The sequence below is a fragment of the Streptomyces rishiriensis genome, assembly GCF_030815485.1.
Taxonomy (GTDB): domain Bacteria; phylum Actinomycetota; class Actinomycetes; order Streptomycetales; family Streptomycetaceae; genus Streptomyces; species Streptomyces rishiriensis_A.
On the sequence record NZ_JAUSWV010000002.1, the window covers coordinates 1,566,560 to 1,585,104 of the forward strand.

15 protein-coding genes are annotated in these 18,545 nt (G+C 72.1%); 4 read left to right on the forward strand and 11 right to left on the reverse strand.

Going from position 1 to position 18,545, the window contains the following annotated elements; genetic code table 11:
* The first annotated feature begins 88 nt into the window (after window positions 1-88).
* Entirely contained in the window at window positions 89-826 is a 738-nt protein-coding gene (locus QF030_RS09370; RefSeq protein ID WP_307162192.1) for a DUF5995 family protein, read from the forward strand.
* A 34-nt stretch (window positions 827-860) separates the two neighbouring features.
* Here QF030_RS09370 and QF030_RS09375 read toward each other — a convergent pair whose 3' ends face one another.
* From QF030_RS09375 to QF030_RS09385, 3 genes are all read right to left on the reverse strand, one after another.
* The gene (locus tag QF030_RS09375; RefSeq protein ID WP_307162193.1) at window positions 861-2,573 is read right to left on the reverse strand and encodes a flavin monoamine oxidase family protein; all 1,713 of its coding nucleotides are present in this window, start codon (window positions 2,571-2,573) and stop codon (window positions 861-863) included.
* 76 nt (window positions 2,574-2,649) lie between these two features.
* Window positions 2,650-3,438 (reverse strand): carbon-nitrogen hydrolase family protein, encoded by a 789-nt coding sequence (locus QF030_RS09380; RefSeq protein ID WP_307162194.1) that lies wholly within the window; start codon window positions 3,436-3,438, stop codon window positions 2,650-2,652.
* Between the two features lie 181 nt (window positions 3,439-3,619).
* Entirely contained in the window at window positions 3,620-4,723 is a 1,104-nt protein-coding gene (locus QF030_RS09385) for an MFS transporter (protein ID WP_307162195.1), read from the reverse strand.
* Window positions 4,724-4,966: 243 nt separating this feature from the next.
* On the opposite strand from QF030_RS09385, the gene QF030_RS09390 reads away from it, so the two are divergent.
* Entirely contained in the window at window positions 4,967-5,422 is a 456-nt protein-coding gene (locus QF030_RS09390) for a hypothetical protein (RefSeq protein WP_307162196.1), read from the forward strand.
* Here the strand turns inward: QF030_RS09390 and QF030_RS09395 are convergent, their stop codons facing one another.
* The 6 genes from QF030_RS09395 to rpe form a co-directional block, all read right to left on the reverse strand.
* Window positions 5,423-5,875, reverse strand: a complete 453-nt coding sequence (locus QF030_RS09395; RefSeq protein ID WP_307162197.1) for an Lrp/AsnC family transcriptional regulator — start codon at window positions 5,873-5,875, stop codon at window positions 5,423-5,425.
* A 10-nt stretch (window positions 5,876-5,885) separates the two neighbouring features.
* Complete coding sequence (locus QF030_RS09400) at window positions 5,886-7,361, reverse strand: amino acid permease (protein ID WP_307162198.1); 1,476 nt, start codon at window positions 7,359-7,361, stop codon at window positions 5,886-5,888.
* A gap of 288 nt (window positions 7,362-7,649) precedes the next feature.
* The gene (locus QF030_RS09405) at window positions 7,650-9,098 is read right to left on the reverse strand and encodes a GuaB1 family IMP dehydrogenase-related protein (protein WP_307162199.1); all 1,449 of its coding nucleotides are present in this window, start codon (window positions 9,096-9,098) and stop codon (window positions 7,650-7,652) included.
* 123 nt (window positions 9,099-9,221) lie between these two features.
* A complete protein-coding gene (locus tag QF030_RS09410; RefSeq protein WP_307162200.1) occupies window positions 9,222-9,527 on the reverse strand; it encodes a barstar family protein in 306 nt (101 codons plus the stop codon).
* A gap of 536 nt (window positions 9,528-10,063) precedes the next feature.
* Window positions 10,064-11,107 carry a sugar-binding transcriptional regulator gene (locus tag QF030_RS09415; protein ID WP_307162201.1) on the reverse strand — a complete coding sequence of 348 codons (1,044 nt, stop codon included), beginning with the start codon at window positions 11,105-11,107 and terminating at the stop codon, window positions 10,064-10,066.
* Window positions 11,108-11,197: 90 nt separating this feature from the next.
* The gene (gene rpe, locus QF030_RS09420; RefSeq protein WP_307162202.1) at window positions 11,198-11,884 is read right to left on the reverse strand and encodes a ribulose-phosphate 3-epimerase; all 687 of its coding nucleotides are present in this window, start codon (window positions 11,882-11,884) and stop codon (window positions 11,198-11,200) included.
* A gap of 161 nt (window positions 11,885-12,045) precedes the next feature.
* Here rpe and QF030_RS09425 point away from each other — a divergent pair, with 161 nt between their 5' ends.
* Together QF030_RS09425 and argG are read left to right on the forward strand one after the other, a co-directional pair.
* The gene (locus tag QF030_RS09425; protein WP_307162203.1) at window positions 12,046-14,190 is read left to right on the forward strand and encodes an MMPL family transporter; all 2,145 of its coding nucleotides are present in this window, start codon (window positions 12,046-12,048) and stop codon (window positions 14,188-14,190) included.
* A 78-nt stretch (window positions 14,191-14,268) separates the two neighbouring features.
* The gene (gene argG / locus QF030_RS09430; protein ID WP_307162204.1) at window positions 14,269-15,723 is read left to right on the forward strand and encodes an argininosuccinate synthase; all 1,455 of its coding nucleotides are present in this window, start codon (window positions 14,269-14,271) and stop codon (window positions 15,721-15,723) included.
* A 92-nt stretch (window positions 15,724-15,815) separates the two neighbouring features.
* On the opposite strand, the gene QF030_RS09435 is transcribed toward argG, so the two are convergent.
* On the reverse strand, window positions 15,816-17,243 hold the full coding sequence (locus tag QF030_RS09435; protein ID WP_307162205.1) for an RsmB/NOP family class I SAM-dependent RNA methyltransferase: 1,428 nt from the start codon (window positions 17,241-17,243) through the stop codon (window positions 15,816-15,818).
* Window positions 17,244-17,472: 229 nt separating this feature from the next.
* Window positions 17,473-18,405, reverse strand: coding sequence for a methionyl-tRNA formyltransferase (gene fmt / locus QF030_RS09440; RefSeq protein WP_307162206.1), 933 nt, complete (start codon window positions 18,403-18,405; stop codon window positions 17,473-17,475).
* Between the last annotated feature and the right edge of the window lie 140 nt (window positions 18,406-18,545).

Here is an 18,545-nt window from a genome sequence, read left to right on the forward strand (position 1 = left end):
CTCCCGTGCGCCGGGCCCGTTCCCCCGATCCGGGGAAGCGTCGGGCCCGCCGGCACGCGGGCCAGCCTAGGACTGTCACCCTGCCCCCATGCCGCAATCGGAACAGTTCACCGCTCCCGTCGAGCCAGGCCTCGGCACCGACCGCACGGACCGCACGAGTGTCGACGACGTGCTCGCCCGGATGCGCGCCCTCGACGCGGCCCTGCCTCCCGGGGACGGCATCGCGGTCTTCAACGGCGTCTACCTCGCGGTGACCCAGGAGGTCGACCGGCGCATCGACACCGGCCGTTTCCCGGACGCGCGGGCCGCCACCACGCTGGACGTCCGGTTCGCGAAGCGCTACCTGGACGCGGTGGACCCCGGGCCGGCCGACCGGCGGCCACCGGCCTGCTGGCGGCCGCTGCTCCAGTTCCGCCGCCATCCCGGCGTACGCCCGCTGCAGTTCGCGCTCGCGGGCATCAACGCGCACATCGGGCACGACCTCGCGCTCGCCGTCGTGGACGCCTGTCGTAGCCTCGGCTGCGAACCGGCCGAGCTGGAGGACGAGTTCGACCGTGTGGGCGAGCTGCTCGGCTCGCTGGAGGAACGCGTCCGCGAAGAGCTGATGCCGGGCCCCGACCTCTTGCAGATCGCCGACCCGCTCACCCACCTGCTCGGCTCCTGGAGCCTGGAACGCGCCCGGGACGCCACCTGGACGGCGGCCCGGGCCCTGTGGGCACTGCGCCGACTCCCCGACGTGGCCGAGGAGTTCACCGAACGCCTCGACACGGCCGTCGGCTTCGCGGGGCGCATGATGCTCACGCCGCTGCCGGCCCTCGTGCTCTGAGACCTCCCGCGGTGCGGTCCCGAGCGGCGCGGCCTCAGTCCTCCGGGAGTTCCACCGGCGCGATCTCGTCGTACACGTCGCCCGGGCCCGGGTTGGTCGCGTCCGTCGTCCCGCCGAAGTGGTGCATGACGCCCCAGACCGCGTTCAGCGCGGTCTGCACGGCACCCTCGGCCCAGCCCGCGGTCCAGGAGATGTCGTCACCGGCGAGGAAGACGCCCCGCTTGTCCTCGGGCAGCCGGTCCTGCATGAAGTGGGTGAACAGGCGCCGCTGGTAGCGGTAGTGGCCGGGCAGGTTGGCCTTGAACGCGCCCATGAAGTACGGCTCGTTCTCCCAGGAGACCGTCACCGGATTGCCGATGATGTGCTTCCTGATGTCGACGTTCGGATAGATCTCGCCGAGCGACTTCAGCATGACCTCCATCCGCTCGTTCGCGGACAGCGGCAGCCACTTCAGGCTGTCGTCGCACCAGGTGTACGAGAGGCAGATCACGGCGGGCTTGTCCGGGCCGTCGTCGAGGAGGTAGGTGCCGCGCGTCATACGGTCGGTGAGCGTCATCGACATGACGTCCCGTCCGGTGGGGTTCCCCCGGTCGTCGACGGCCTTGTCCAGCCAGAACGGCCGGTCGACCGGCACGAACAGCTTGCTGGACTCCATGTAGTGGGTGCGCTCGATCGCCGTCCAGTGGTCGATCGGGAAGAGCGAGTCGTCACAGTCGATCTTCGACAGGAGCATCCAGGACTGCGCGGTGAAGATCGCCGCCCGGTAGGTGCGGATGTCGCCGTTCGCGTCCGTCACGGTGATCCCGTTGCCGGCGGTGCGGTGCAGCCGGGTCACGGCCGGGCGGGGCTCGCCGCCCTCGTGCAGGTTCGCCAGCGAGGTGCCATACGCCCAGTGGACGATCTTCTCCGGCTCGCGCTCCCAGAGGCGCAGCGGCAACTGCTGGGAGCCGCCGACGATGCCGCGGTGGTGGTCGTCGGCCTCGGTGTACACGACGCGCAGGATCTCCAGGATGGAGTTCGGGAAGTCCGTGTCCCAGCCGCCGGTGCCGAAGCCCACCTGGCCGAAGATCTCGCGGTGCCGGAAGGACCTGAAGGCCTCGGAGTCGCAGAGGAAGCCGTAGAAGGTCTGGTTGTCGAGCTTCTCGACGAGCTTCGCCCAGATCTCGCGGATGCGCGGTACGTCGCGCTCGCGCATGGCCTGGTTCATGTCGGAGAAGTCGGCGCCCTCTTCGAGGCACTTGTTCCAGGCGGCCGCGACATCGCGGTAGACCTGCGGCAGGTCCTCGGCCGTCTCGGCGTAGTGCGACTCGCCCTTGAGGTCGACGACCGTCGACGGGGTCGCCTCCGCGAGCGGGTTGGGGAAGGGCTGGGTCCGCAGTCCGACCAGGTCGATGTAGTGCTGGAGCGCCGTGGAGGACGGCGGGAAGCGCATCGCGCCCATCTCGGCGGTGAGCGAGGGGTCGCAGCCGTCGAAGCCGACGGTGCGCAGCCGTCCGCCGATCCGGTCGGCCTCGTAGACGACCGGCTTGAGGCCCATCTTCATCAGCTCGTACGCGGCCACGATGCCGGACAGCCCGCCGCCGATGACGGCGACCTCGGTGCCGTGCTCGGTCGCGGGTATCTGGCCGAGGCCCGCCGGATGGGCGAGGAAGTCGTCGTAGGCGTAAGGGAAGTCCGGGCCGAACATGGTGATCGGCGGCTGCTGCTCGTCTGCGTGCTCGACGGCGTTGGGCACGGTGGACGTCATGGGGTGGGGACTCCTTGCGCGTGGTGACTCGGGGGAGGCTCGGGGGCGACGGATGCGGAGCGGGTACGGGCCGGGTTCAGACCAGGGACCCGTACAGGCCGGGGCGGCGGTCCTTCAGATACGGGTTCGCCTCGCGGGACGCGGCCAGCGCGACCGGGTCGGCGTCGGCGAACACCAGCTCCTCACCGCGTCCGGCGCGGGTGCGGGCGACCCCGTCCGGACCGGCCAGCGTGGAGAGGCCGACGAACTCGAACTCGCCCTCGACACCGACCCGATTGACGTACGCCACGTACATCTGGTTCTCGAAGGCGCGCACCGGGATCACCGACTCGGCGACGAACTGGAAGGGGTGCATCTGCGCGGTCGGCACGACGAGGAGGTCGGTGCCGGCGAGGGCGTGGGCGCGGACGTTCTCCGGGAACTCGACGTCGTAGCAGATCATGAGGCCGACGGTGAGGCCGTTCAGCCGGGCCTGGACGACCGGCTGCCCGCCCGGCCGGAAGTGGTCGCGCTCGAAGCAGCCGAAGAGGTGGGTCTTGCGGTAGTTCACGAGCCGGCTGCCGTCGGCGGAGATCAGCTGGGCGGAGTTGTGGACCGTCTCGCCGTCGCGCTCCGGGTAGCCGTACGCGATCGCGAGGCCGTGCCGGCCGGCGATCTCGGCGACGGCGTCAGCGGAGTCCCCGTCGGCGGGCTCGGCGAGGCGGGCGATGTCGTCGCCGATCGCGTACCCGGTGAGGAACATCTCCGGCGCGACGAGCAGCCCGGCGCCGGCGGCGGCGGCCCGGTCCGCGGCCTCGTCGAGGACCTTCAGGTTCTCGACGACCGAGCCGGGGCGGCCGGAGCTCTGGAGCAGGGCGGTGCGCATGCGTGATCCTCACCGGGCGAAAGGGTGGTTGTGGGGGCCATCTAGACGGTACGGGCGTCCACCCGGGACGGACAAGAAGGAGCCGTTGCGCGCCGGTGAGCGCAACGTTGCGTGCGCGGGCCGCCGGGCGGCGATTCGTTGCGCCCTCACCTCTGCCGCCCACCCCTCCCTCGCCCACTGCTCATCCGCCCCTCCGCCGGGCCGCCGTCCGCACCAGCGAGGCCGTCACGAGGTACGGCAGCGCACACAGCGCGAACACGACGCCGTGCGGGAACGTCGAGCCGAGGGCGCCGTACATGCCGTACACCGCGATGGTCACCACCTCCGTGCCGAGGCTCGCGACGGAGGTGAGGGTGGCCCGGCCGGTGCCCTCGATGCGCCGCTGGAGCCGGGCGTCGGCCAGGACGGTCGCCGACTGGAAGCCGCCGAAGGCCAGGGCGACGAGGGCGATGCCGGCCGGAGCGGCGCTGATGGCGCCGACGGCGAGGGCGAGCGCGGAGAGAGCGAGCAGCGCGGCGAATCCACGACGGCCCAGGCGCTCGGCCGGTCCGGCCGCGAGGCTTCCGGCGGTGACGCCGGCCCAGATCAGCACCAGCAGGTGCGGAACGTTCGCCTCCGGTACGCCCGCCTGCCTGACCAGCAGGGGCGTGTACTCGTCGAGAGCGCCCCACACCGCCGTCACCGCCGGGACCAGCAGCAGGGCGCCGCGTACGGAGCGGTCGCGCCGGGCGTCGGCCAGTCCCGACCGCAGGGTCGCGGCCCAGCTGTCGCCGTCGGCCGCCGACCGCCGGTGCTCGGGGAAACGGGACGCCGTCGCGGCGCAGAGCAGACACGCCAGCACGCTGGCCGCACCGACGGCCGGGTATCCGCCGACCGCGAAGACCGGTCCGGCCAGGCCCGTCGCCGTCATCACGGCCACCTGGCCCACCGCGTGCGCGCGGCCCGTCAGCCGGGCGTACCGGTCCGCGGCGCCGACGCGGTCCAGCTCCTCGTAGACCAGTGCCTCCACTGCGCCGGAGCCCAGGGCGCCACGCGCGCCCCACAGGACGAAGCCGGCCGCGAAGGCCCAGTACGACGGGAACAGCACCCACAGCGCGAAGCCGGCCGCGCCGAGCAGCGGACCGGTCCACAGCAGCAGCCGTCGGGACACGGCGTCCGCCCAGGCGCCCGAGGGCACCTCCAGCAGCACGCCGGTCAGCGACCACAGGACGAACAGCGAGGAGATCTGCCCGACGGACAGGCCGCTGTCCGCGAACAGCAGCGCGTACACGGGGTACAGCAGCACGAACTCGTCGAGGAACGCGTACGCGTACAGCGTGGCGGTCAGTCGACGGACGTCGGGGCCGGTCGTGGATCAATGTCGCCAGGTCATGGAACCGATGGTAGACAGTTCCGGCTCCGCTGCCCAGCGAATACGCGGCACCGCGACGCCGACGTACGACCGTCGACCGCGGACCCGCCGCCGTTGCGTCGCACGGCCTGTGGGACAGTCGCCGTGGGGGACGGGTCCGACGTCATGGAGGTCCTGATGGAGAGCACTGCGTTGCCGCGGGTCGACGAGCACACGACGGTCGTGGCGGCCGGCGCCGCAGACGTCTGGAGGGGGCTCGGCGAGACCCTCGACCGGTCCTTCACCCGCCCGGGCTCGGCCCGCCACGCGCGTCTCGTCGGCGCCACCGACCGTACGGCGTCGGGGCCCGGCCCCCTCGTCGAGGGCGCGACACTGCACGGCTTCCGGGTGGCGGAGGCGCTGGCCGGACGGGAGCTCGTCCTCGTGGGCGGCCACCGCTTCTCGTCGTACGCCCTGGTCTTCCGTCTGACCGAGACCGGCCCGGGGCGCACCCGGCTGTGCGCCGAGACCCGGGCCGCCTTTCCCGGCCGGGCCGGCGCCCTCTACCGCGGGCTCGTCGTCGGCACGGGCGGGCACGGGGTCGTCGTACGCAGGATGCTGGCGTCGGTCCGTCGCCGGGCGGAACGCCGCTGATCAGGTGGGCGAGCCCGAGGAGAAGCGGCGCAGCAGCGGCGACAGGACCAGCACGGACTTCGTCCGTTCCACGAACGGCTCCCCCGCGATGCGCTCCAGGACCCGCTCGAAGTGGCGCATGTCGGCGGCGAAGACCTGGGCGACGGCGTCCGCCTCCCCGGTGACGGTGGAGGCGGCCACGACCTCCTGATAGCGCTCGAGACCGCGCTGGATGGTCTCCGGGGAGGTGTTGCGCCGGCAGTAGATCTCGACGAATCCCTCGGTCTCCCAGCCGAGGGCCGCCGGGTCGACCCGTACGGTGAAGCCGGTGATGGCCCCGGTGGCCCGCAGCCGGTCCACGCGCCGCTTCACGGCGGGTGCGGACAGGCCGACCAGTTGCCCGATGTCCGCGAAGGAGCGGCGGGCGTCCTCGGCGAGGGCGTGCACGATGCGTTCGTCGAGATCGTTCAGCACAGTGGGTTGATCACTTCTCAGATGGTGCGGGCGCTGCGAGACGGGAGCGGCGGTGGCCGTAGAGGAAGTAGAACACGAGCCCCACCGCCATCCAGACTCCGAAGACCACCCAGGTGACGGCCGAAAGGCTGCCCATCATCCAGACGCAGAACGCGAGACCCAGGGCCGGCAGTACCGGCGAGAGCGGCACCCGGAAGGTCCGGGGCATGTCCGGACGGGTCCGGCGCAGCACCACGACCGCGATGTTGACCAGGCCGAACGCGAACAGCGTACCGATGCTGGTGGCGTCCGCCAGCTGGCCCAGCGGGATCGCGGCGGCCAGCACACCGCAGAACAGCGACACGATCACCGTGTTCGCGCGGGGCGTGCCGGTCCTCGGGTGGACGCGGGAGAACACCTTGGGCATCAGGCCGTCCCGGGACATCGCGAACAGGATGCGGGTCTGGCCGTACAGCACGGTCAGGACGACGCTGGCGATGGCGATGACGGCGCAGAAGGCGAGAAGGGTGCCCCAGAAGGACTGGCCGGTCACCTCGCGCATGATCTGCGCGAGCGCGGCCTCCGAGTCGCCGAACCGCTGCCAGGGCTTGGCGCCCACGGCGACGGCCGCGACGAGGACGTACAGCGCCGTCACGATGACGAGCGACAGCATGATCGCGCGGGGCAGGTCGCGCTGCGCGTTCGTCGCCTCCTCACCGGCGGTCGAGGCGGCGTCGAAGCCGATGTACGAGAAGAACAGCGTCGCGCCGGCCGCGCTGACGCCCGCCATGCCCAGCGGCATGAAGTGCTCGTAGTTGCCGGAGCGGAAGCCCTGGACGCCGATGGCGCAGAACAGCACGAGGGCGAGGATCTTCACGGCCACCATGACGGTGTTGGCGCGCGCCGACTCGCGGGCGCCGCCCAGCAGGAAGGCCATGGCGAGCACGACGACGATGAGGGCCGGCAGGTTGAAGACGCCACCGTCCCCGGGCGGCGCCGACAGCGCGTCCGGGATGGTCACGCCGATCGTCCCGTCGAGCAGTTCGTTGAGGTACTCGCCCCACCCGACGGCCACGGCGGCGACCGACACGCCGTACTCCAGGACCAGACACCAGCCGCAGATCCAGGCGATCAGTTCGCCCATCGTCGCGTACGCATACGAGTACGAGGAGCCGGCGACCGGGATGGTGCCCGCCAGCTCGGCGTAGGACAGGGCCGAGAAGAGCGCCGTGAGTCCGGCGATCACGAAGGAGAGTGTGACGGCGGGGCCGGCCTTGGGCACGGCCTCGCCGAGGACGACGAAGATGCCGGTGCCGAGGGTGGCGCCGATGCTGATCATCGTCAGCTGCCACAGCCCGAGGGAGCGCCTGAGAGACCCTCCCTCGCCCTGGCCGCCCTCGGCGACCAGGTGTTCCACCGGCTTGCGCCGCATGAGACGCGCGACGGGCCCCGGGGACGCGGGGGCGGTCCGGCTCGGTTGTTGCGGGGGTGCGCCTTGATCGAGCACGCGCTGACTCCTTCGTCGCTGCCTCTCGGGGCGACGGGGACCGGCGGCACACCTGCGCGAGCAGGAACCCACCGAGCGGGGTCCCCGCCACGCTACGTACAGCGCACGACCCTATGAGCAGGGCCGTAGCACTCGTAATGCTGCAACCTTGCGCGCACACGCAAGTTCGTTGCGTCTATCGCGCAGGGATGCCTGTTCATTGCACGGGAGCCGAAGCACCCCGAAAGGGACGCGGAAAACCGCGCGACCACCGCGACCCGCGCCCCATGAGCCGGCCGGCCCGCGGAGCTACCAGCTCGCGTGCAGCGGCTTGCCCTCCGCGTAGCCGGCCGCGCTCTGGATGCCGACGACGGCCTTCTGCGCGAACTCCTCGAGAGAACCCGCGCCCGCGTACGTGCAGGAGGAGCGGACACCCGCGATGACCGAGTCGATCAGGTCCTCGACGCCCGGGCGGGCCGGGTCGAGGAACATGCGGGAGGTGGAGATGCCCTCTTCGAACAGCCCCTTGCGGGCACGGTCGTACGCCGACTCGTCGGAGGTGCGGTTGGCGACGGCGCGCGCGGAGGCCATCCCGAACGACTCCTTGTACAAGCGCCCGCCCGCGTCCTGCTGGAGGTCGCCCGGGGACTCGTAGGTGCCCGCGAACCACGACCCGATCATCACGTTGGACGCGCCCGCGGCCAGCGCCATGGCGACATCGCGCGGGTGCCGGACACCGCCGTCGGCCCACACGTGCTTGCCGTACTTCTTCGCCTCGGCCGCGCACTCCAGGACCGCCGAGAACTGCGGTCGGCCCACGCCGGTCATCATGCGGGTGGTGCACATGGCGCCCGGTCCGACCCCGACCTTGATGATGTCGGCGCCCGCGTCGATCAGGTCCTTGACACCCTCGGCGGAGACGATGTTCCCGGCGACGATCGGAACCTTCGGGTCGAGCGCGCGCACGGTCCGGATCGCGCTGATCATCGACTCCTGGTGGCCGTGCGCGGTGTCGATGACGAGCGTGTCCACGCCCGCGTCGAGCAGCTGCTTGGCCTTGCCCGCGACATCTCCGTTGATACCGACGGCCGCGGCGACGCACAGCCTGCCCGCCGCGTCGACGGCCGGCGTGTACAGGGTGGCGCGCAGGGCGCCCTTGCGGGTGAGGATGCCGGCGAGCTTGCCGTCCCGGTCGACGGCGGGGGCGTAGCGCCGGTTGGCCGCGTCGAGGGTGTTGAAGGCCTCGCGCGGGTCGATGCCGGCGTCCAGGAGCAGCAGGTCGCGGGACATGACGACCTCGAGCTGGGTGAAGCGGTCCACCCCGCTCAGGTCCGCGTCGGTGACGACACCGACCGGGCGGAACTCCTCGTCGACCACGACGCCCGCGTTGTGCGCGCGCTTGGGCAGCAGGGCCAGGGCGTCGGCGACGGTCTGGTGCGGGGCGAGCACGATGGGGGTGTCCAGCACCAGGTGACGGCTCTTGACCCAGGTGATGACCTCGGTGACGACGTCGATCGGAATGTCCTGCGGGATCACCACCAGCCCACCGCGGCGGGCCATGGTCTCCGCCATCCGGCGACCGGCCACGGCGGTCATGTTGGCGACGACCAGCGGGATCGTGGTGCCCGTGCCGTCCGGGGCGGCCAGGTCGACAGCCTGACGCGACCCGACCGCGCTGCGGCTCGGCACCATGAAGACGTCGTCGTAGGTGAGGTCGTACGCGGGCTGGATGTCGTTGAGGAAACGCACGTGCTGCACATCCCAGTCGATCAGAGGTGACCCCCGGACAGGTCAGCCAGGGGGAGAAGCACGTACTTCATTCTCCCACGACCGCCGCGATGCCATGCCCGGACAGAACGTCCAAGCAGCTCAGGGGGGGCTTTAGGAGGATCCTCCGAGGGCGAGCAGCACGGAGAGCGCCGGCACCCGGTCGACCGCCTGGGCGAACACGTCCTGCGCGATCACCCACTCCTGCGGCCTCGCCTCGGCGTACGGCCGCCAGTTCCGTACGACGATCTGGAGCCCGCCGTCCCCGGGCGGGGCCGGAAGGTCGGTGAGGCTGTCGGCGAGGGCGTCCCAGTTGCGTCCGAACCAGTCGGGCAGGCCGAGGGCGTCGGCGCAGCGGTCCATCAGGGCCGACTTGTCGGTCACCCCGTCGAGATCGAGCGTGACCACGAACTGTGTCATCTCAGCACCACCCGGAAGGTGTCGTAGTGATCGTCGGTGCAGTAGATCCCGCCGCCCCGCCCGGTGACAACGCTTCGGGCCCCGCGTCGCGCGAGCGCGGCGTCCCGACGATGTGTTCGTGGCGGCAACCGCGCCGGTGCGCGGGCAGCAGCCGCTCGAAGTTCCCGGAGACGGCGCCGTCCTCGGCGTAGGGCAAGGGCCGTCGCCGTCGACGGGCCGGAGCGGTCGCCGGGTCTCTGCGGGCGGTGCGGACTCCCGGACCGCGGCCGGGCCGCCGGCCCAGGACGGCTCGGCGGCCTGCGCGGTGGCCGGGGCGCGGTCCCGCGCACCCAGCCCCCCGGGCGGGGAGCTCTCCGAGGGAGGCGTACGAGAAGGTGTACGCCGACCCGGCCACCGGCACCGTCGACGAAGGCCGCGAGCAGCCGGTGAGGAGGGAGCGCGGGAAAGACGGCCGTCCCGGCAAGCGGGGGACGGACCGCAGCAGCACGCGTTCGATGCTGTCACGGCCGTCCCCTCATGATCTGCTGCAGGGCCGGTCAGATCCCGTCCGGGTCCGCCCGGCCGAGGGCGGGCTTCGGCGCCGGCCCCGCCGTCATCAGATAGTCGGCCGCCGACGTGTCCGTCACCAGGCTGGTGACGAGCCCGGAGCGGAGCACCGCGTCGATCGCGGCCGCCTTGCGCTGCCCGCCCGCGATCGCGACGACCTCGGGGACCCGGCGCAGCTGGTCGGTCTTGACGGTGATGCACCGCTCGCCCAGGTCCCGCCCGACCCGGCGGCCCTCGGCGTCGAAGAGGTGCGCGGACATCTCGGCGGCGACCCCGAGCGAGGCGTAGTGCGCCCGCTCCTCGTCGCTGAGCATGTCGTGCACCGTCGAGATGCCCGGCTCCCAGGAGCCGATGGAGACACAGGCGACCGTCACTTTGTCGAAGTACTCGAAGGCGCGGGCGATCCCCGTCTGGTGACGCAGCGCGGCCGCGGTGGCCTCGTCCGGCAGCAGCATCGGCGCGTAGATGGGGTGCGCGTCGCCGCCGGACACCTGGGCGGCGCGGCGGACGGCCTCGACCGAGCCGCGCTCGGCGGTCCCGGCGTCGTAGACACCCGTCAGCTGCACGACCGTGCACGGCGGCAGCCGGTCCAGCGCCGCCGCCATGTGGATCGTGGACCGGCCCCAGGCCAGTCCCAGTACGTCCCCCTCCTCGACCAGTTCGCCGAGCAGGTCGGCGGCCACTTCCCCCAGGTTCTCGGGGTCCGTCGCCTCCTCGGCCTCGGCCGGGGACTCGACCACGACGGCGTGCCTCAGGCCGTAGCGGGCGCGGAGCGCGTCCGAGCGCTCCGCGTCCAGCTCGGCCGGCACGCGGATCTCGATCCGTACGAGATCCCGTTCGAGGGCGGTCTCCAGGACCCGGGCCACTTTGAAGCGGCTGACGCCGAACTCCTCCGCGATCTGGATCTTGGACTTTCCCTCGAGGTAGAAGCGGCGGGCCATGGCCGCCGCCTGCACCAGCTCAGCGGGTCCCATCCGCATGGCTGACCGGCCCGCCGACATACCCGACACGGCGTTCTCCTCACTGCTGTTCACACTCTGGATACGCCGTTCATCCTCGCAGATCCGGCGCAGTTGATCAGCTCTGATGGGAGCCGTTCACATACCTGTCGGTAAGTGGTTGGTTCAGTGTCCACATGCCCAGGAGGCTCCGGCGGTCGCCGCCTCCGCCTGAGCCCGCAGCCCACGGACCGCCTGGGCCGGGTCGTCCGCCCCGTACACGGCCGAGCCTGCCACGAACACGTCCGCGCCCGCCTCGGCGCATCGCTCGATCGTCGAGGCCGAGACCCCGCCGTCGATCTGGAGCCACAGGTCGAGTCCGTGCTTGCTGATCAACTCGCGGGTGCGGCGGATCTTGGGGAGCATGATGTCGAGGAAGGACTGGCCTCCGAAGCCCGGTTCGACCGTCATGATCAGCAGCATGTCGAGTTCGGGCAGCAGGTCCTCGTACGGCTCGATGGGCGTCGCCGGCCTGAGCGCCATGGAGGCGCGGGCGCCCTTCGCCCGGATCTCGCGGGCGAGCCGCACGGGTGCGGCGGCCGCCTCGACGTGGAAGGTGACGGACGAGGCACCCGCCTCGACGTACTGCGGGGCCCAGCGATCGGGGGCCTCGATCATCAGATGGCAGTCCAGCGGGGTGTCCGTCGCACGGGCCAGTGACTCTACGACCGGCACACCGAGCGTGAGGTTCGGGACGAAATGGTTGTCCATGACGTCGACGTGGAGCCAGTCGGCTCCGGCGACCGCCTTCGCCTCGTCCGCGAGGCGGGCGAAGTCGGCGGACAGGATGCTGGGGTTGATCTGCACGGCCATGACCCAAGCCTGCCATGCCCTGCGGGGGTTGCGGGCATCGGTCCGGTGGAGCGACCGTGGTACGTCGTCCGCGGGCCGGCTGCCGCTGTGCACGCGGCCTCCCGCGCTCCTGCGGGCGCGGGGCTTCACTCGGCAGCGGCCGTCGGGCTTCAGGGGTGGGCATGACCGGTAACCGGGGTATCGCGCACCTCGTCTGCGGGCGGCGCGCGAAGTGGCTGGTGCTGGCCCTGTGGCTGGTGGTGCTGTTCCTGACGGCGCCCTTCGCCCAGAAGCTCACCGACGCCCAGGACAACGACGCGGCCTCCTGGCTGCCGGGGTCGGCGGAGTCCACCCAGGTGCTGGAGATCTCGCAGGACTTCCGGCCCGAGCAGATCCCCGCGGTCGTCGTCTACGCCCGTGACGGGGGCCTGACGGCCGCGGACCGGGTCCGGATCACGGAGGACGCGGCCCGGCTCGGACAGCTCACCGACCACGGCATCCGCGGCGGCGAGACCCGCGGCCCGGTCTACGACCGTCCGGCCGACCCGCGGGCCGCGCAGATCTACGTGCCGATCACCATGGACGAGCAGGGCTGGGAGCGCATCGCCCCGGCCGTCGACTCGATCCGTGACATCGTCGGCGACGGCGGCGCCGGCATGGCCGTGCACATCACCGGGCCCGGCGGCACCTCCGCGGACTTCTCCGAGGCCTTCGAGGGCATCGACTCGACCCTGCTGCTGGCGGCGTTGGGGGTGGTCGTCGTCATGCTCCTGATCACCTACCGCAGTCCCACCCTCCTCGTCGTCCCGGTGCTCGCCGTGGTCGCCGCCCTGTTCACCGCGCAGGCCCTGATCTATTTCCTCGCCGAGCACGCGGGTCTGACGGTGAACGGCCAGAGCGCCGGCATCCTCACGGTGCTCGTGTTCGGCGCGGGCACGGACTACGCCCTGCTGCTGGTGGCCCGGTACCGGGAGGAGCTGCGCCGGCACGAGGACCGGCACGAGGCGATGGCGCTGGCGCTGCACCGCGCGGGCCCCGCCGTCCTGGCCTCCGGCGCCACGGTCGTCCTGAGCATGCTGATGCTGCTGGCCGCCGAGATGAACTCCACCCGGGGGCTGGGCCCGGTCGCGGCCATCGGCGTGGCGGTCGCGCTGCTCGCGATGACGACCCTCTTCCCGGCCCTGCTGGTGATCTGCGGCCGCTGGATCTTCTGGCCGGTGATCCCGCACTTCGGCTCCCCGGACCCGACCGAGCGCGGCGTCTGGGCGCGCACGGGCCGTGGCATCGCCCGCCGTCCGCGCACGGTCTGGGCCGTGACGGCGCTGGTCCTGGCGGTGTGCTCGCTCGGCCTGCTCCAGCTGCGCGCCGAGGGCATCGGCAACGCGGACGCCTTCACCGGCGAACCGGACTCGATCACGGGCCAGGAGGTGTCGGCGAAGTATTTCCCGGCGGGCAGCGGCGATCCGCTGGTCGTCATCGCCGACCAAGCGCGCGCCGGGCAGGTGAAACGGGCGGTCGCGGGGACGGAGGGCGTCGTGCCGACCTCCCTCGGTCTGCCGCCGGGCACGAAACCCGTCCACGAGGGGCAGGTGCTGTTCGAGGCGACGATGACCGACCCGGCCGACAGCGAGGCCGCGAAGCAGACCGTGGAACGGGTCCGCGACGCCGTGCACCAGGTGCCCGACGCCGACGCCCGGGTGGGCGGCGGCACGGCGGCACTGCTCGACATGGACAAGGCGACCACCCACGACAACCTGCTGATCATCCCGCTGGTCCTGGCCGTGGTCCTGCTCATCCTCTGCGCCCTGCTGCGCGCCCTGATCGCCCCGCTGCTGCTGGTCGGGACGGTGATCCTGTCCTTCGCGGCGGCCCTTGGCCTCAGCGCGCTGGCGTTCCGCCACCTCTTCGACTACGCGGGCGAGTCGACGGACTTCCCGCTGTTCGTCTTCGTGTTCCTGGTGGCCCTGGGCATCGACTACAACATCTTCCTGACCACCCGGATCCGCGAGGAGACCGCCCGCCAGGGCACCCGGCAGGGCGTGGTGACCGGCCTGGCGGCGACCGGCTCGGTGATCACCTCGGCGGGCCTGGTCCTGGCCGGCACCTTCGCCGCCCTCGCCACCCTGCCCATGGTCGCCTTCGCGGAGATCGGCTTCGCGGTGGCCCTGGGCGTCCTTCTGGACACCTTCGTCGTGCGGTCGGTGCTCGTCACCTCACTGTTCCTGGACATCGGACCGAAGATCTGGTGGCCGCACCGGTTGGCCCGGGAAGACCGCGTGAACCTGCGGAAACGCCCCGCACAGCCGGTGGAGGGCACCGAGACCTGACAGCCCTCACGGTCGGCGGGACGACGGCCTCGACAGCCGGGCTTTGCATGACCATGCGAGTTCATGCATAATCTTCCTATGTCCAAGGTCCTCACCTCCCTTCCCGCCGGCGAGCGCGTCGGCATCGCCTTCTCCGGCGGGCTCGACACCTCGGTCGCGGTCGCGTGGATGCGCGACAAGGGTGCCGTCCCGTGCACCTACACCGCCGACATCGGCCAGTACGACGAGCCCGACATCGCCTCGGTGCCCGGCCGCGCGAAGACCTACGGCGCCGAGATCGCGCGCCTGGTCGACTGCCGCGCCGCGCTGGTGGAGGAGGGCCTGGCCGCGCTCACCTGCGGGGCGTTCCACATCCGCTCGGGCGGGCGCGCCTACTTCAACACCACGCCGCTGGGCCGTGCCGTCACCGGCACCCTCCTGGTCCGGGCGATGCTCGAGGACAACGTCCAGATCTGGGGCGACGGGTCGACCTTCAAGGGCAACGACATCGAGCGGTTCTACCGCTACGGCCTGCTGGCCAATCCGCACCTGCGGATCTACAAGCCCTGGCTGGACGCGGACTTCGTGACCGAGCTCGGCGGGCGCAAGGAAATGTCGGAGTGGCTCGTCGCCCACGACCTGCCCTACCGGGACAGCACGGAGAAGGCGTACTCCACCGACGCCAACATCTGGGGCGCCACCCACGAGGCCAAGACCCTGGAGCACCTGGACACCGGCGTCGAGACCGTCGAACCCATCATGGGCGTGCGGTTCTGGGACCCGTCGGTCGAGATCGCCACCGAGGACGTGACGATCGGCTTCGACCAGGGCCGCCCGGTCACGGTCAACGGCAAGGAGTTCTCCTCCCCCGTCGATCTGGTGATGGAGGCCAACGCCATCGGCGGCCGCCACGGCCTCGGCATGTCGGACCAGATCGAGAACCGCATCATCGAGGCCAAGAGCCGCGGCATCTACGAGGCGCCCGGCATGGCCCTGCTGCACGCGGCCTACGAGCGCCTGGTCAACGCGATCCACAACGAGGACACCGTCGCCCAGTACCACAACGAGGGCCGGCGCCTGGGCCGGCTGATGTACGAGGGCCGGTGGCTGGACCCGCAGGCACTGATGATCCGGGAGTCGCTCCAGCGCTGGGTCGGCGCGGCCGTCACCGGCGAGGTGACGCTGCGGCTGCGGCGCGGTGAGGACTACTCCCTGCTCGACACCGCGGGACCGGCCTTCAGCTACCACCCGGACAAGCTGTCCATGGAGCGCACCGAGGACTCCGCGTTCGGCCCGGTGGACCGGATCGGGCAGCTCACCATGCGCAACCTCGACATCGCCGACTCACGCGCCAAGCTGGAGCAGTACGCGACGCTCGGTCTGATCGGCACCGGCAGCCCCGCGATCGGCGCCGCCCAGGCGGCCGCGACCGGTCTCATCGGCACCATGACGGAGCTGCCGGAGGGCGGCGCCGAGGCCATCGCCTCCCGCGGCGAGGTGTCCGACGACGACCAGCTGCTGGACCGCGCCGCGATGGAGTTCGGCACGGACTGACCCCCGCGAGGGCACCAGCCCATGAGGAAGGCCGGCCCCACGCCGTCGACGTGGGGCCGGCCTTCCTCATGCACGCGGCAGCCGGGCGGGACTCAGCCGGTCTTCCTGATCAGCGCCAGATACATGGCGTCGGTCCCGTGCAGATGCGGCCACAGCTGGACGTCGGGCCCGTCCCCCAGCTCCGGTACGCCCGGCAGCAACGGGCGCGCGTCGATCAGCTCGGCCTCCGGGAACTGCTTGAGGACGTCGGAGACGACCGCCCGGGTCTCGGCGAGGTGCGGCGAACAGGTGGCGTACCCGACGACGCCCCCGACCCGCACGGACTCCAGCGCGGTCCGCAACAGCCCGCGCTGGAGCGGCCCGAAGCCGTCGAGGTCCTCCGGCCTGCGCCGCCAGCGCGCCTCGGGCCGCCGCCGCAGAGCGCCGAGGCCGGTGCAGGGCACGTCCATCAGCACCCGGTCGAAGGAGCCGGGCCGCCACGGCGGCCGGGTCCCGTCGGCGGCGATGACCTGGTAGGGCCCGGGGTTGCCGGCCAGCGCCCTGGCGACGAGCCCCGCGCGGTGCGGCTGCTTCTCGGAGGCGAGCAGCGCGGCCCCCCGCCCGGCGGCGAGGGCGGCCAGCAGCGCGGCCTTGCCACCGGGGCCGGCGCACCCGTCCAGCCACAACGCGTCGGACCCGTCGAGCGGCGCGTTGGCCAGCGCGAGCGCCACCAGCTGACTGCCCTCGTCCTGCACCCCTGCCCGCCCGTCCCGTACGGCGTCGATGGCCCCGGGCTCACCGCCCTCGGTGAGCCGCACGGCGTACGGCGACCAGCGGCCGGCGACCGAGGCCTCCTCCCGGAGCAGCTCCTCGGTGGTGGACCGCCCGGGCCGGGCGACGAGCGTCACCTCGGGTCGCTCGTTGTCCGCCGCCAGCAGCTCCTCGATGCCGGCCCGTCCGCCGCCGAGGGAGTCCCACAGCGCGGACACCACCCAGCGCGGGTGCGAGTGGACGACGGCGAGGTGGTCCTCGGGATCGTCGTCGTAGGGCGGAGCGACCTTGTCGAGCCACTCGTCGAGATCGTGCGCCGCGACCTTGCGCAGCACGGCGTTGACGAACTTGGCGCGTCCGTCGCCGAGCACGACCCGGGCGAGCTCGACGGAGGCGGACACGGCCGCATGGGTCGGGATACGTGTTCCGAGCAGCTGGTGCACGCCGAGACTCAGCACGTCGAGGACCGGCGGATCGACCTCGCGCAGCGGCCGGTCGACGCACGCGGAGATGACGGCGTCGTACGTCCCCTGCCGGCGCAGCGTCCCGTAGACCAGCTCGGTGGCGAGGGCCGCGTCCCGTCCGTCGAACTTGTCGGGTCCCTCCTTCTCACGCGCCTTGCGCAGCAGCGGCGGCAGCACGAGGTTGGCGTACGCGTCCCGCTCGTCCACGGCCCGCAGCGCCTCGAAGGCGAGGATGCGGACGGGGTCCTTCTGAGGCCGGCGGTAGGGCTTGCCCGGCTTGCGGGAACGGTGGGGCTGGTCGCTCACGAAAAGGTGCTCCGGATTGCAGGAGAGAAACGGGAGGGGGAGAACGAGGGGCCGACGGGAGGAGGAAAGGTGCGTCCAGCGTACGTCGGTGACTACACCGGGGATGCCGGCTGACGAGGTCTGCGGGCCGACGGCCCGCAGACCGGGGGCACGCAGACCCGGGGGCACGCGAACCGGGGCGCGTACCGGGGACGGTGGTCACGGGCCGGGCGGGGGTCGTGCAGGAGCGTTACGCCCCGACTGTCTCCCCGTCCCCGATCCGGGCGCCCCGGGCCCAGTCGGCGGCCCGCATCGGCTTCTTGCCCTGCGCCTGCACCCACAGCAGCTCCACCGCGTACGAGCCGGTGCCGACGTGCACGCTGTTCTTGCCGACGAGGAGCGCGCCCGGAGCGAGATCGGTCCGCTCGGGAACCGGCTGCACCTGGATGAGCTTGAGCCGCTCCCCGCGGAAGATGGTCCAGGCGCCGGGGGCGGGGGTGCAGCCGCGCACGACCCGGTCGACCCGCAGAGCCGGGGTGGCCCAGTCGACCCGCGCGTCCTCGACGGTGATCTTCGGCGCGAGGGTGATCCCGTCACCCGGCTGCGGCACGGCCTTCACCGTGCCGTCCTCGATGCCGTCCATGGTCGCGGCGAGCAGCCCGCTGCCGGCGAAGGCCAGCCGGGTGAGCAGGTCACCGCTGGTGTCGGTGGGCCGGATCTCCTCGGTGACCGTGCCGTACACCGGCCCCGAGTCGAGTCCCTCCTCGATGAGGAAGGTGGAGGCGCCGGTGATCTCGTCCCCCGCCATGATGGCGTGCTGGACAGGGGCGGCTCCGCGCCAGGCGGGCAGCAGCGAGAAGTGCAGGTTGACCCAGCCATGGGCCGGGATGTCCAGCGCGACCCGCGGCAGCAGCGCGCCGTAGGCCACGACGGGACAGCAGTCCGGCGCGATCTGCCGCAGCCGCTCCAGGAACTCCGGATCACGGGGCTTCGCGGGCCGCAGCACTTCGATGCCCGCCTCCTCGGCGCGCTGGGCGACGGGAGAAGCGACCAGCCTCCGCCCCCGCCCGGCCGGCGCGTCGGGCCGCGTGACGACGGCGGCCACCTCGTGCCGCCCGGAGGCGATCAGAGCGTCCAGGGCGGGAACGGCGACCTCGGGTGTACCGGCGAAGACGAGCTTCATGAGTGGGCGGGGCCTCTCGGGCGGGACGGACGACGGGCGACGCACAAGTTTATGTCGCCGACCCGTCCGGCCGCCGACGGGTGGGACGCCCCCTGAGCCGACGGCCCCCGGGGGGCGTACGCATATGCCCATACGCCCCC